This window comes from Gemmatimonas phototrophica, assembly GCF_000695095.2.
In the GTDB taxonomy this organism is placed as follows: Bacteria; Gemmatimonadota; Gemmatimonadetes; order Gemmatimonadales; family Gemmatimonadaceae; genus Gemmatimonas; species Gemmatimonas phototrophica.
This window is the reverse complement of sequence record NZ_CP011454.1, coordinates 4,006,427-4,021,193: the sequence shown is the minus strand read 5'-3', so window position 1 is coordinate 4,021,193 and position 14,767 is coordinate 4,006,427. Positions and strand designations below refer to the sequence as shown.

Below are 14,767 nucleotides of genomic sequence, written 5' to 3'. Positions count from 1 at the left end.
ACCGCAGATGGTGCCACGGAAAGCGGCAACAGGGCTGCCAGGAGGGCGGAATAGCTTGATGCACGCATAGACATTGCTCTCGGCGAAGATTCTCTCCAAGCTACCACGCCATGTACTCCGCGCTAGTCAGACGACTCGTTCGTCCCATTCGGGTGGGCTGCCCCGCCTGCGTCCTGCTGGCGGTTGCCATGGCTTCCTCCCTCGGGGCACAAACGCCGCCCGTGGCGCCGCCTATGGCGCCACAGCAGGCGTCACCGATGGCTGAGTCTACGCGCCGACATGAACGGTTGAGCCCTGCGGCGCTTCCGGGAGATACGGTGCGGGTCCTGTGGGCGGCGGCGTCTCCTGCCGCTCTGTACCTGCCCCGCGATGAGGCAGCCACGCTCGATCTGGTGGTGCACTTTCATGGCGCGCCATGGCTGGTACACCAGGCCGTGGCCACACGAAACCGCACGGCGGCGCTCGTGCTCAATCTCGGCAGTGGCTCCGCGGTGTACGACCGGACGTTTACCGCGGCCGATGCCTTTGCACAGCTCTTGAGCAGCGCCGCACAGGCGGCGGCACAGCAGCGTGGAAAGCCGGTGCAATGGCGTCGCATCACCCTGTCGGGATTCTCGGCGGGGCACGGCGCCATTCGACGCATTCTGCGCACGCCGGCGCTGGCCGCACAGGTCTCGGCGGTGCTGTTGCTGGACGGCATGCACACGTCGTACGTGCCCGAGGGTACCACGCTCGCCAACGGCGGAGCATTGGATAGCGCCAATCTGGTGGCGCTCACGGCGTACGCCCGGCGCGCTGCCGCGGGCGACGCCAGGATGTTGATCTCCCACTCGGAAATCTTCCCCGGCACGTACGCCAGCACGACAGAAACGGCGGATTGGCTTCTGCGCGAAACCGGTGTGCTGCGAAAACCGGTCCTCAAGTGGGGGCCGCGTGGCATGCAGCAGCTCAGCGAGGCCCGCCGAGGCACGTTTGTCGTACGGGGATACGCCGGCAACAGCGCACCGGACCACGTGGATCATCTCCACGCGATGCCGGAGCTGTTGCGCGACGTATGGCGTTAAGCGCTCGCCATCCCCATTAGCGCCACGGGGTCACCACGACCCCAAGGCCCAGACGCATGCCACCCAAATCAAGACGGTCAAACGTTGCGAAGTCGCCGTTCATGCTCGCGCTGCCCGAGTGATGCCGCACATCGCCCTGCATCGCCAGCCGGCGGGACACGGGAACTTCAACTTTGGCGGCGAGATACCGAAACGTACCGCGGCCGTTGGACTGGAGATCGTCACTGAACTCCACCCGTCGCGTGGCATCAACGAAGTTGCCCCACTGGCGCAAGGCGTAGCGTGCCTGTCCGAGGCCACCGCCAAGCACGACGCGGAGCCGCTCGACGGACCGTTCCGACCGCTGCCACTGCCATGCCTGCCACTGCACGCCAGCATGCTGCACCGACGACAGTTCGAACGATGTGCGCTGCGCTACGGGAGTGCTGCTGGCCGTCGGTGCCACCCGACTGATGGACGCGGCGGTTCGGTTCCCCGTCTCGGCGCCTGCCACGGCACTCAGTGCACGCCAGACACGCACCTGTACTTCTGCCCCCGCCACGCGCGGCGCCAGTTGCGCAGTGCCGGCCGTGAGCGCCTGATCGAAGAGCCGAAAAGCTTCACTGTTGCCCGCCAGTCGGAATTCTCCGCCGCGTACGCTGACTCCAAGCCGCGAGGGCCATGTGGCGGCCGATGTCGTGGCGGTCGGCGACGACGCAGTCTGTGCCTCGGCGACTCCTGCGGACAACAGCAGCAGTCCCGACAGCAGCGACGGAATACCATGACGCCGGTTCATGGGGCACGCTCCGGCGCGGCGAACAGCGTGACGGTATTGGTGACGCACTGTTCGCGAGCCGACCGACGCTGCCGGTATCGCATACACGAGACATGCGGGCGTGTGGCGTTGACCGAGACCGTGGTGGACCAGGTGGCAACGCCAACACGCAACGACAGCTGTGCCGACCCGTTGGCCGCTACGCGTACGGTGCCTGCGCTGTCGACCGAGGCGATACCCGTATTGGCGGACTGCCACTGCGCCGACCAGCCATCGGTCATACGGTTGCCACGCGCGTCCGTGACGTGGAAGCGCAGGGTGCGTGTGCTGCCAAGTAGCGTAAAGACCGTGTCGTTTGCCAGCGGCACAATGCGAGCGGGCTGCTGCTGTACCGAAACAATCACGCTGTCGGTCAGCAGATCGGCAAAGTAGCCGGCCGGTTTGGCGCCCGTGTTCGAGGGATCAAGTTGCACCACAATGGTGGCCTGCCCATTGCGTGCGGCCCGATACTGTCCGTTACCCAGTGGCTCCAATACGCCTGGGGTGCGGAGGGTCCAACGCAGCGGGACGTCGGTGAGGACCGCCCCGTTCGCGTCTACCACCCGCGGCTGAATGATCGTGCTATCCCCAAAGCTCGACAACGGGACACTCGTGTTGGCGGTCAGCGTCAAGCGGGTGGGAATCGCGTCGGACGGCGCCAGCGCGCGGTCAGACTGGCAGGCCGTAAGCAACGTACTGGCAAGAACCAGTACGAGACGGGAGTGATGTACGCGAGCCATCATCACAGAGGAAGTTTGAGGAATGGAGGTCACGGCGCGACGCTCCCGGATGACGAGGGGGCCAATACCACCGCTCGGAGGGTAAGGCGGGCTACGCCGCCTGCTGCAATCCGGGGAATGGTCCAGCTGCCCGTGGTCGCGTCATAGCTGCCGTCCACCGGTGTCGCGGAGACGAAGCGGAAGCCCGGTTCCGAAAACGCGCGTGGAATGACCACATCCGTAGCGGCACCACGTCCGGTGTTGGTAACCGTAAGGGCAAAGGTCACGGTGTCTCCAACCGTCATATCCGTACGATCTGGCACCGATGCCAGCACGAGGTCGGGCAACGGTTCAACGACTTGCACGCCCAGTGTGGCCGTTCGGGCGCGCCGCGCGGTGTCCACTCCATTCACCTGCAGGGTGTAGTTGCCCTCGGCGAGGTCGCTCGGAATCGGTACCGAGGTGGCAAAGTTGCCGCCGGCGTCTACCTGAACCTTGCCAAGGAAGCGAGGCGTACCGGTTAGGCCGTAGATATACAGCGATACCCAGCTGGACGGTGCGAACCCGGTGCCGCTGGTGAAAGCGGTGCCACCGTGCTCAAGCTGCAGGGTGAGGCTATCGGGTGGCACGGGCGCACCCGTAGTGTCCGCCGATCGCACCTGCAGCGTGAAATCGGGGGCCATAATCAGCAGCACCGTATCGGCGACCACCGTCGTGGTGACCGGCACGTCGGTGCCATTGCGCGTGACCGTGTTGGTGCCCGGACCATTCTGTCGCGGGCCGCCATTCCCCTCGCGGGCCGGACCTGTGGGCGTGACGGGTGTGGCTTCGGCAAACCCGCTCATCCCGCAGCTGTTGATGGCGGCAACACGAACGCGGTACGTGAGATTGTTCGCCACCGGCGCAATCGAAACCGCTCCCGGTACTCGTGAGTTCACGGCAATCCGTGTCCACGTGGCGCCATCATCACTGCTGTGCTCCAGCGCAAATCCCGTGATGGCCTCACAGCCTTCCACCGAAGGCAGCGTCCATGTCACACTGAGACTGCCATCACCCGGAGTGACGAGCAGGGTACGCGGCATGCCTGGGGGCTCAAGGCCGCGAATGCTTGCCGTGGTGGTTGGTGCGTCGTCGAGGGACAGCACGTAGTTGCCCGCGGTAGTACCCAGCAGGTCAGCGCCCTGAATGGAAACGAGACGCGCGGGGCCAACGACCTCGGTGGCAAAGGCAATGGAGACGGACCCCAGCGACAGTTGTTCGCCATTCACCGCGCCCTCTACGGTCAGGGCATTGGTGACCATCTGCGCTGAAGTATTGCCGTCAAACGTCTTGTCGCGCGCCGTGAACGATCCGCCAATGGTGACGGGGCGCGGAGTAATGTTTGCCGTCGTCGTTGGGGCACCGGCGAGATTCACGGCGTACAGCGCACCTTGCGCACCTGCGAGCGTGACGCCCGTGATCACCACGGACTTGCCGGTGCCGACCGTCGCTGACTGGAAGGCCAGCGTGACGGTGCTAATGGTGACTTCATCCGGGCTATTCACACCGGACAGCGTGAGCCCCGCTGTGTTTCCGGTGGCGGCAACCGTGCCGCTATACACCTTGTTGAAGGCCGTGAACGCACCGCCAATGGTGACGGTTGGGGTACCGAGAATGTTCGCGGTGGTTGTGGGCGAACCGGTGAGGCTCACGGTGTAGTTTCCGGCGGCGGCACCGGTGAGACTGGCCGCGCTGAGTCCAACCGACTTGCCGTTGCCCACCGATGCCGTCCCGAACGCGGCGGTGACGCCGGTCAGCGACACGGCGTCGGGGGCAATCACGCCCGTCAGGGTGAGGCTGTTGGTGGCAATGGTGGCACTGGTGTTGCCGTCAAAGCTCTTGTTGTTGGCGGTAAAGCTGCCGCCAATGGTCAGCTCCGCCGGCGTGATGTTGGCCGTGGCAGATGGTGCTCCGGTCAGATCCAGCGCGTACGTGCCGGCCTGGGCGCCGCCGAGGGTCACGGAAGTGATCTCCACCGATTTGCCGGTGCCGACGGTGGCCGACGTGAACGCCAGCGTGACGGAGGCAATGTTCACCTCGTCGCCGCCATTCACGCCGACGAGGGTGAGCCCCGTCGTGTTACCCGTGGCGGCGAGCGTCCGATCGTACGTCTTGTTACTGGCCGTAAAGGTGCCGCCCAGCGTGAGCGTGGGGCCACTGGACGTGATGCTGGCCGTGGTGGTAGGGGCACCGGTCAGGCTGATCTGATAATTGCCAGCGGCACTGCCACCCAAGGTGAGCGACGTGATGGATACCGTTTTATTGCTGCCGACGCCGGCACTGCCGAAGGCCACAACGACGGCATCAATGGAAACATCATCTCCCGTTTCTACCGTCCCCACCGTCAGGTTGTTGGTGGCAATGCTGCTGCTGGTGGTGCCATCGTACGGTTTATCCGGTGCGGTAAACGTCCCGGAGACCGTGAGCGTTTTCTGCGTGATATTGGCGGTCAACGACGCCGGCTGAGTCACCGAGTAGTTCGCACTGGGCGCGGTATACCCACTGACCGACACGGCAATACCGTTGGCAACATTCGGATCAGCAAAAGTCGCCGCGGGTGTGCCGGTCACGACAAACGATTCCCCATTCTGCAGCCCAACGTAGGCCGCCGTGCCCGACAGGGTGGCCGCGTTGCTGCGATCATACACTTTGTTCTGAGCACTCACGCCGCTGATGGTCAGGGCGCGTGTGGTAATGTTCGCGGTAGCGGTCGGAGCGCCGGTGAGATCCACCGTATACGATCCGGCATTGGTGCCGCCGAGCGTCACGCTGACAATGGAAACGGTTTTCCCGTCTTCTACGCCGGCGGTGCCGAACGCCAACGTGACGGAGGCAATGGTGACGTTGTCGCCACCAGCCACGCCGCTCAACGTGAGCCCGGTGGTAACGCCGGTGGCTGCGGTCGTGCCCGTGTACTCCTTGTTGTTGGCAGTGAAGCTGCCGCCAATGGTCACGGCAGGCGCGATCGTCAGCTCGTTGGTGGTCGCGTCGCTGAGCGTGAACCCATCCGCATTGGTGATGGTGGCCGAAATGTCGTAGCTGCCGGCGGCCAGCGAGGAGGTGAGCGTCAGGGACCAGGTGCCGCCACTGACGCTCAGCGCCGGCGATGTGCTGGTGGAGTACTGTACGCCATTCACCACGACCGTGAGGTTCTCGCCGCTTTGCAGCGTCGCCGTCCCCGTGAGGGTTGGCGTGTTGTCGGACGTACTGAGCGTGGCCACCGTGACGGGGCCGCTGGGGCGTGAACTGAGTACCGTGGCGAGGTAGGCGTTCAAACCATTCAGTACTTGTGACTGGGCAGCATTGCCGCTGGTACTTTCACCATCAGCGAGGGTGGCGCCCGCGTAGGCAGCGGAATAACCGCCCACGCTGCTGCCGCCATTGCTTGACCCATCAGTGATCTGGATGGAGCCGCCGCCATAGGTGAACGTGATGGGCGTAACCGGGCGCGGCAGAATGCCAATGAGGTAGGTGGTGCCACCACTGTTCCGCCAATTGGCCGACGCGGGAATGTCGAGCGTGCTGCCATCGGTCCGGACAATCCGTAACGTTCCCGGAATGTCATTTCCCTGCAATTCGAAGGTCGTACTCGACGAATTCTGAATGAAAAACGTGCGGGCAATTCCCAGCGTGGTGTAGGTCAGCACGTTGTTGGCCGTACCGGCCGACGAACCGCGTGTCCCGATGAATCCCTTGGTGAAGGGCACACTGATGATGTTCTGGGCACGCGCACTGACGGGCGCCAGCCCGATTACCAGCGCCACCCAAACCCACGAAGCGCAGCGGGCCAAAGGCCACCGGCTGCGCTGCGTTGAATTACGCATTGTTTCCTCTCGGGGATGTCACCTGCTCAACGGCTCGACGGTCAGATACCGCCTCGCGCCTACGAGTGTCGGCCGTGCCGTACGCAACTTGACCGGAGCGGACCCTACCCAAAGGGTGTATCATGTATTCCTGTAACCGGAAACGCTTGGGCGCGATTGCCGACCCGCCGATGCTACCGTTTACTAGAGCGGTAGCGCGTTGCCTGGTGTCTCTCCCTCAATCCCCTGCGCATGTGCACATCCCGGTGTTCACAGGTCTTCCGCATGTCGGCGTCCTTCACTGCCGCGCTGCTGGGCGCAGTCGGTACGCTGTCGGCGCAGGAAACACCCACCGAGCGTGAGGCGGCACGCGGCGTCGTGCAGAAACTCTCGGCGTTGCAGCAGTCGGTGGATGTGGCGGGATGGACCAACCGGTTGGGCGCACCGAATGCCACGCGCGACAAGGTCGCTGAGCGCGCCGAGGCGCTGATGCGCGGCGAATTGCTGGCGATGAGCGATGATATCACCAGACATCCGGAAATCGGCTTCGCCGAAACGCGATCCATGAAATTGGTGACGGATTGGCTCTCTGCACACGGGTGGGTGATTTCCCCCAACGCCGCCGGTTTCGCCACAGCCTTTGTGGCACGGCATCCCGGGACCGCCACAGGGCCGGTGTACGGCGTGGTGGTGGAGTACGATGCCCTTCGTGGAACGAAGGGGGACTTTCACGGTGACCAGCATTCTGCCCAGGGACCGGTAGGACTGGCAGCTGCACAGGCCATGACCGAATGGCTGATCGCCACCAAGAGCCCCGGACAGATTGTGGTGATTGGCACACCGGCCGAAGAGATGATGCCGCCGCCGGTAAAGACCGTGATGCACAACCAGAAGGTGTTCGACGGCATTGAGGTGATTGTCCGCAGTCACTCCGGCTTGAACACGCAGCGGGCCGCGCCGGGCTTTGGTACCTGCTGCCTCAACATTGACGGCGTGCGGTTTACCTTCGCTGGCGCTCCGGCGCATCAGATGACGCCGTGGGATGGGCGCAATGCGCTCACGGCGGTGCGCCATCTGTTCAGCAACATTGATGCCTTGCGTGGCACCTTCCGCCCCGAAGCCCGGGTGCAAGGGATCATCACCGAGGGGGGGAAAGCCCCCAACGTGGTTCCCGATCGCGCCGTCGCGGATTTCTACATTCGCTACCCCGACGAAGTGTATCTCGCCCAGATGCGAACGCTCATTGATGATGCGGCGCGTGCTGCCGCGCAGGCCACCGGTACGAAGGTCACGATCGAAACGTACGGATCCATGCGCGATGGCGTGTCATTGGGCACACTCAATGAGCTCGCCTTCGCGCACGTCAAGCGCTACGGCGGTGGCAAGGTGCTGACCGAGCCGCAGAAACCACAGGGGTGGGAAGAAACGGGGAGTGTGTCCAGTGCCATCCCCGGGGTGGGCATCAGCACCTGGACCTCCAACGGGGGCTTCCATACGTACGAAATGGAGGCCGATGCACTCACCGCCGTGGGACACAACGGGTTCATCGTGCAGGCCAAGGCCATGTCGGCGGTCCTCTTCGATGTGGCAACCCGTCCGGCGTTTCGCGCCGCCGTGAAGCAGGAATTTGACGCGATCAAGGTGCTCTTTGGGGAGTACCAGGACGCGCTGCGGAAGGCCTACACGCTGCCGGTGATCAAGGCACCATAGTGCCCAGGCCATGATGGTGACCGTGGAGCCTCGTCCCGGGCCACTCTGGCGGCCGGCAGGAGCACTCGATGCGGTGCTGCTGCTGGTCGTGACCGTGTTTTTCGTGTGGGTGTGGCAAGGCCCCGGGGAGGCCACGGTCGATTACGCGATCGACTACGTGGCCTTCGTGGTTATTGGACTGGTCGTGGGCCTCCTGCAGTTTCAGGCGGCACAGGCCAGCCCGCTCGGTCGCGAACGCGTTGCCTGGCGTTTGCTTTCGGCCTCTTCGGTCCTGCGGACGGTGAACGGGGTTGTGTGGTCGCTGTGGCTTGCCGATCACCCGGGTGAAGCACGCCCGGTGTGGCTGTTGCTGGCAAGTGCGAGTTCGCTGCTGCTGGTGCTGGCTGGTCTGCTTGCGTTTGGCGGGGAACGCCGCTTGGCGGTTGACCGGCTGCGTCGGTCCATCGATGGTGTCATTGTGCTGGTGGGAAGTGGCACCGTGCTCTGGTTTGCGGCCCTCGGGCCGTTTTTCGCGGCGACCGGCGCGCAAGTACCTCGCGCTGAGGACTATCTGTATTTGCTGGCCGACTCGGCGAGTGCCGTTGTCGCCGCTCTCCTCGTACTGCGCCGCTCCCAACAGTACTTCCGACGGGTGGCCACCTTTCTGCTCTTCGCGGCGCTGTTGCAGACCGTGCCGGACATTCTGCTGTGGGTTGGAAAAACGAATTATTCGTACCGTCCGGGTGACAACATCGCGGTGCTGTGGTTTAGCGTGTGGATGTTGAAAGCCGCCGCTGCACGCTATGCCGTGCAGGTGTTGCGGCATCCCACTCGTGAGGCAATACAGGTCCACGCATCGTATCAGAGCGGGTGGGTGCCCACGGCGTTTGTCATGCTGGCGAGCGCCGTTCTCATGGTGCAGCTCACCCGCGTACCGCAGCAGCGTGAGTTGCCGCTCGTGGTAAGCGTGGCGGCGCTCTCCATGCTGCTGGTGGTACGTCAGCTCATTGAGCTTCGGGAGCAGAGCCGGGTGCAACGCGCCCAGGATGAGCAAGCACGCTGGTACGGTGCCGTTCTTCGCGATTCCAATGACTACGTGATGGTGCTGGATGCCGACGGCAACAGTCTGGATATCAGTCCGGCAACGCACCGCCTTCTCCGCTCGGCGCATCCGGCATCGCGCTGGGCGCTCATGGAGTTGGTACACCCCGATGACCAGCTGGCCTTTCGCCGTGCCTTGCGTGACGCTCGAGATGGGCCGACCAGCCTGGCGCTGCGGGTGCACGGCGATACGCCGGACAGTTGGCGTCAGCTCACGTTGACCATCGTGGACCGCCGTGAGGACAACGAGGCGGGCGCCATTCTGCTGCATGCGCAGGACATCACTCGCGAAACGGAGCTGTCCAGCCGCTTGCGGCAGACCCAGGAACTGGAGGCCCTCGGTGTGTTTGCCGGCGGGCTCTCGCACGATCTCAACAACATCCTGACGGTCATTGATGCGCATGCGGAAATGCTGGAGGAGGATCTCCCGCTCAATCTGCAATTGCAGCAGGATGTTTCCGCCATCCGGGTTGCCTCGCAGCGCGCCCGGCGCTTTACGCGGGGCCTGCTCGCACTCTCTCGTCAGAAGCAGTCACGCGAAGTCAGTATCAACGTGGAACCCATGCTGCGGACACGTCTTGCGTCTGCAGGGCTGGACGAACGGCTGACCCTTGTGTGCGACGACACCGTGACGTCGCTGCAGATGGATCAGAGCGCCTGCCATTTGGCCGTGGACAGTCTGCTGCTGGCGGTATTGGAAGCGGAACCGGAAGTGCGCACGGACCTGCACGTGCACTCCGTGACCATCGATCGCTCTGACGCAGACGAACTGCAGGTGGAGCCAGGCCGCTATGTGCGTATCGGGTTGTCCGGCCTGCCGGAGGCCGTCGTGGCGGGTAAGTCAGCCTTGCCAACGTGGGACGGCAGTGCGGCGCAGCTGGCATTGCTGCTGGCGCGGGCGGCCGCCCGGGAGGTGGGCGGAGAGCAGCGCGTGGTGGAGAATGGAACCGTCTTCACCTACCTGCCGGTAGGAGGTCGCACATGATGTCGGTCGTACCGGTGCCGGTCATGCTGGCGTACCTGCTGGTATACCTCGGCGCCACGCTGCTCTCGCTAGTGTTTCCGGGAATGGGACCGGTGCTCGCCATCGGATTTATCCCAATCGGGCTCGTGGCGATCTTCACCATGTGGCACGCCGGACGGGCGGCAACATCCATGCGGGAGCGACTCGCCTGGCAGCTGTTGGCTTCAGGCGAGGCCTGCTTCTGGGTTGGCGGGCAGATCTGGACATGGGCGATGATCAATGATCGTCCATTCCCGCTCGACAGCGCTTTCGACGTGGTGTCGAGTGCGCTGGTTGTGACCGGACTCCTCTGCTTTCCGCGCACCGCGCCGCCCTGGTGGCGCGACCGCCGCGCCATTCTGGATAGTCTGCTGCTGGCCGTGGCCGTCAGTGCGATGGTATGGCTATTTCTTGTGCAGCCCATCCGCGAAATCCGCGGCGAGGTTCCCGCCGACCTGTGGATCCTGCTGCTCGTCACGGCGCCGGAGTTGATGGTTGTGGCCTGGGTATACCTGCGCGTGGGGAACGCGGCACTGCGGGCGTCGATTGGTTTGTGGTTGGGGGCCGCTGCGCTCTCGGCGTCGGCGGACTATCTGTGGGAGGCGTTGTCCCCGCGCTATTTGCCCGGTACGTGGGTGGATGCGCCCTGGTTCCTCGCCTGGGGATTGCGATGGTATGCGGCACATCTCGCCCTGTCGCAATACGCATCCACGGAGATGGAGCCGCGTAACGAAGGGGCCCGCGGGATTACCCCGGCCGCTTTTGTGGCGGGGACGTACATCTCCCTGGTGGCGGCGGCCGTCCTTGGGCGAACGGACAGTGTCCGGCTGCTGGGGTTTGTGGCCGTGACGATGACGGTACTGCTGCTCATCCGGCAGCGGATGGAGTTGCACTATACCGAGGACCTGACGAAACAGGCGGCCTCACAACTCAGACGGTTCCGGGCGCTCCTGGCGCAGGCCACCGACTTCGTGTTTGTGATTGATACACAGTTCCGTGTTGCCTTCCTGGGGCCTGCCGTCGAGCGCGCGCAACTGCTGCGCATCGGCGATGGTTTTCTCTCGCTGTTTCAGGATATGGAGCACGAGCAGATTCGCAGTTGGCTCGACAGTACCACCGGCCCACCAGGACCGCTGCGCTGTCGGTTGCGCGCGGCGCCCGGGAATACCGTCGAACTCCGAAAGCAGGATCGCCGTGATGATCCACACATTCGCGGCTGGGTGGTGGTTGGAAGGGATCGCTCCATGGAATTGGCGCTGGAGCAGCGCGTACGGCATTCGGAAAAGCTGGCGGCGCTGCACGACATGGCCGGACGCGTGGCGCATGCTTACAACAACCTGCTCTCCTCGGTAATTGGCCGCGCTGAGTTGCTGGGTGAAGCGCTCCCCGTTACCTCGCCCCTTCGTAACGATGTGACCAGCATTCACTCGGCGGCTGCCAAGGGCGCTGCCATTACGCGGCAATTGCTGGGGTTCAGTGATGCGCACGTTGCACGCACTGTGCTGGTGGATGGCGCCCAAGTGCTATCTGACCTCGTCCCCGTATTGCTGCGCTTGCTCCCCGGTGGGATCACGTTGGATGTCAGCCATCGCGAAACCGGTGCGCTAGTGCGCGTTGAGGTCAGTCAGTTCGAACAGGTCATCACCAATTTGGTGACGAACGCACGCGACGCGATGCCTGACGGTGGCGTCGTACGCATCGCGTGGAGGCGGGAGGGGCCCATGGCGCGGCTCGAGGTGACGGACACGGGCTGTGGGATGACGCCGGAGGTACAAGCGCGCGTTTTTGATCCGTTCTTCACGACCAAGCCAACAGGGCGGGGTACAGGCCTTGGATTGGCCATGGTCGCGGCCATGGTCCAACGCGCTGGGGGGCAGGTATCCATTGATTCGACGCCGGAGGTCGGCACGAGGGTCACTGTGCAACTACCTCTTGCCGATGAGGTGGTGGATACGGCGCCTGAACGTCGCACGCCAACGGTGGCTGCACCGGCAACGCCCTCCGCGCACACCATTCTGCTCGTTGATGATGACCGCGAAGTGCGTCAGGTGAGTGCCCGCATTCTCCGTCGGGCGGGCTTCCAGGTCATCGACGTGGAGAACGCCACCAACGCTCTGGCGTTGCTCGCTGATCAATCTGTGCCACTGGATCTGCTGCTGACCGACATGATGATGCCCGGAATTTCCGGTCGCGAACTAGTGACCCTCAGTCGAGGGTTGCGGCCAACGCTGCCGATCATCTGCGTGACGGGTTTCGTGGCCGCAGGCGACGGAAGCGACGAGTGGCTGAAGGATGTAAACGCGGTGGTAGAGAAGCCGTTTTCGACCGCGAGCCTCACGGGCGCCGTGCGGTCTGCCCTTGGTCGCTCAGGCGGATGAGCTGTTGACCCACTCCACAAAAGTGGCGCGCAGTCGCGCCCCAATGGGTGTCCGCAATGCGTGCGTCAAAGCAGCACGGTCGTGTGGGCGATCGTACCAGTACCGAAACAGCTCGACGATGGTGGGAAAGTCTGAGGGGGCCCGCTCCACGGTAACGGAAAGGCCGCCCTGTACCGTGCCGCGCCGGAGGACCCGCGCGTACGCGCCGCACCGCTCGGCATGCCGGAAGCGCTTCACGAACTGCGGGTCGCCCATGCGCGTAGCCAGCGTGCCACATGGAATACGAGGGGCCGTGAGCTCCAGCGTAACATCGCCGACGGTGAGCTGATCTCCCGCGCGCACGTTGGGCCACCACGCATCAAGGGTCAGGTTCTCTCCAAAGCTGCCGGCGCTGGTCGGTGTGATCCCTTGAGCGGCCCACCACGCATAATCCTCGGCACTGTAGAGATACACCGCCTGATCAGGGCCGCCGTGGTGCGTGAGATTTCCTACGCGATCTCCCAGAAGTCCCAGCGGCGTGACCTCCACCGGAAACGTGACCGGCTGTTTGAAGATGCCGGTCCGCTTGCGTGGCGTATCGTGATGCAGTGCCGCCAGCGTCCCCACATTCACCGACAGCAGGGTGGTCATGCCGTGTGGCGCTTGAGGTGATCGCCCAGGCGCAGCGCGAGCGCCACAATGGTCAAGGTGGGGTTCGCCGAGCCGGCCGTGGTGAACACCCCGGCGCCGGCGAGATACAGATTGCCGAGTCCATGCACGCGGCACGTGGCGTCCACGACACCCTGTTTGGGATCCCGGTGCATACGCGTGGCGCCCATATCATGCCATCCGCCACTCACCAGCGTGGGCCACGTATCGTCGTCCGCCAGCAACCAATCACGTATCTGCACACGTCCAATGCCACAGCGGCCAAATTCACGACCCAGCGTCGTGTACAAGTTCCGCATGGTCTGCTTGTCGAGACGGGTGAGCTGCCAGTTTAAGCGTACCCGCGGAACGCCTAGCGCGTCACGCTCTGTACTCAGGGTCACCCGGGAGTTCGGATTGGGCGCTTGTTCCTGTCGAGTATAGAGCGAAAACAGCGGCTGTTGCCGAACACTGTTCGCATCATAACGGCGTGCCTCGCCGCGCATGGAGGCGGTGAGGCTGTCACGCGTTTCCTGACGGAACAGTTCAACGTCTTCTGGAGGCATGGATTCAAAGGTGCTGCGGGCTTCCCCCTCGGTGGGCGGCGCTTCGATGGCCACCGTGGCGTTGAGGACCTGCGAGCTGCGCTGGACCGTATCGGACAACCGCAATTCGGCTCGCACCGGTGTCACGCCAAAATCATACGTGTACAGATACATGGATTGCGGACGGGTCAGGATGGCGCTGCCGCCGGGCATCTCAAGATGCTCCATGAAACACCGTCCCACCTGATCGTGCTGATTGCCCAGGCCGGCCGATAGGCGCGAGTTGGAGGCGAGCAGCAGACGCACATTCTGCATCGTGCTGCACGCCAGCACGAAGCGCCCCGCCTGGACCGTGAGTTCACGCCCGTCAAACTGCCGGACGGTCACCGACGTCACAGCCGTGGCGTCGTCGTTGGCATTGACCTGCACCACGTTGGCATGTGTGTACAGATGTACGTTGGGCGCCGAAATCAGCGTTTGGCGAAACTTGCTGCCGAAGCGCGTGGGCGCACTGAACTGCCAGAGTTTTTCCTGCAGCACCGCGCGGTCCAACGGCAGCGGCTCACGTTGCGGATTGCGGGCCTGCCAGAATGGTACGTCGTAGGCAAATGGCCCGAGATCGAGCAGCGGATGTGCCCGCGCGTAGTACGGGTCGAGGTCGGACCGGGTAATGGGCCACCCGCTGTGGGGAACCCACGAGCGCACCTCAAAGTCGATGGGGTCGAGTGGCGCACAGTAGCCGCCCCAATGCCCGGTGGTGCCACCGAAGTAGTGCAGCCGTGCCGCCTCCAGCGGGTAGTAGGGACGGCCCACAATTTCGCCCTTATACAGTGCCTGGACTGGCCCCTCGAGATCGAAACCGCCGCCTTCGAGCAGGATGACCCGTTCCGATCGGCCGATGAACTCCTGGGCGAGGGCAATGCCCGCCGCGCCGGCACCTACGATGCAGAGATCTCCCTGCAGCAGGTGGCCGTTGGGTAGGGTTCGGGCATCGGTATGCATAGCG

Annotated in this window: 9 protein-coding genes; 4 read left to right on the top strand and 5 right to left on the bottom strand. The window is 64.0% G+C overall.

The features are described from left to right. Window positions 1-188: 188 nt before the first annotated feature. The gene (locus GEMMAAP_RS16945) at window positions 189-1,064 is read left to right on the top strand and encodes a hypothetical protein (RefSeq protein ID WP_145979204.1); all 876 of its coding nucleotides are present in this window, start codon (window positions 189-191) and stop codon (window positions 1,062-1,064) included. 16 nt (window positions 1,065-1,080) lie between these two features. On the opposite strand, the gene GEMMAAP_RS16940 is transcribed toward GEMMAAP_RS16945, so the two are convergent. The 3 genes from GEMMAAP_RS16940 to GEMMAAP_RS16930 are packed head-to-tail and all read right to left on the bottom strand — an operon-like array spanning window position 1,081 to window position 6,379. Continuing rightward, on the bottom strand, window positions 1,081-1,839 hold the full coding sequence (locus tag GEMMAAP_RS16940) for a hypothetical protein (RefSeq protein ID WP_026848261.1): 759 nt from the start codon (window positions 1,837-1,839) through the stop codon (window positions 1,081-1,083). Then, window positions 1,836-2,600, bottom strand: coding sequence for a hypothetical protein (locus tag GEMMAAP_RS16935; protein ID WP_026848262.1), 765 nt, complete (start codon window positions 2,598-2,600; stop codon window positions 1,836-1,838). Before GEMMAAP_RS16935 ends, GEMMAAP_RS16940 begins: the two co-directional genes overlap by 4 nt. 26 nt (window positions 2,601-2,626) lie before the next feature. After that, window positions 2,627-6,379 (bottom strand): YDG domain-containing protein, encoded by a 3,753-nt coding sequence (locus GEMMAAP_RS16930; protein ID WP_053333585.1) that lies wholly within the window; start codon window positions 6,377-6,379, stop codon window positions 2,627-2,629. Between the two features lie 324 nt (window positions 6,380-6,703). Between GEMMAAP_RS16930 and GEMMAAP_RS16925 the strand changes: the two genes are divergently transcribed. From GEMMAAP_RS16925 to GEMMAAP_RS16915, 3 genes are read left to right on the top strand one after another with little or no spacing between them, the layout of a single operon-like run. After that, window positions 6,704-8,128, top strand: a complete 1,425-nt coding sequence (locus tag GEMMAAP_RS16925; protein WP_026848263.1) for a peptidase dimerization domain-containing protein — start codon at window positions 6,704-6,706, stop codon at window positions 8,126-8,128. Between the two features lie 22 nt (window positions 8,129-8,150). After that, a complete protein-coding gene (locus tag GEMMAAP_RS16920) occupies window positions 8,151-10,193 on the top strand; it encodes a histidine kinase dimerization/phospho-acceptor domain-containing protein (protein ID WP_158514909.1) in 2,043 nt (680 codons plus the stop codon). Beyond that, the gene (locus GEMMAAP_RS16915) at window positions 10,190-12,589 is read left to right on the top strand and encodes an ATP-binding protein (RefSeq protein ID WP_053333586.1); all 2,400 of its coding nucleotides are present in this window, start codon (window positions 10,190-10,192) and stop codon (window positions 12,587-12,589) included. Before GEMMAAP_RS16920 ends, GEMMAAP_RS16915 begins: the two co-directional genes overlap by 4 nt. Here GEMMAAP_RS16915 and GEMMAAP_RS16910 read toward each other — a convergent pair. Both GEMMAAP_RS16910 and GEMMAAP_RS16905 read right to left on the bottom strand, forming a co-directional pair. Then, on the bottom strand, window positions 12,578-13,219 hold the full coding sequence (locus GEMMAAP_RS16910) for an MOSC domain-containing protein (RefSeq protein ID WP_026848265.1): 642 nt from the start codon (window positions 13,217-13,219) through the stop codon (window positions 12,578-12,580). The genes GEMMAAP_RS16915 and GEMMAAP_RS16910 overlap by 12 nt on opposite strands. Then, a complete protein-coding gene (locus GEMMAAP_RS16905) occupies window positions 13,216-14,763 on the bottom strand; it encodes a GMC oxidoreductase (RefSeq protein ID WP_053333587.1) in 1,548 nt (515 codons plus the stop codon). The genes GEMMAAP_RS16910 and GEMMAAP_RS16905 overlap by 4 nt, the downstream gene beginning before the upstream one ends. Window positions 14,764-14,767: the final 4 nt, after the last annotated feature.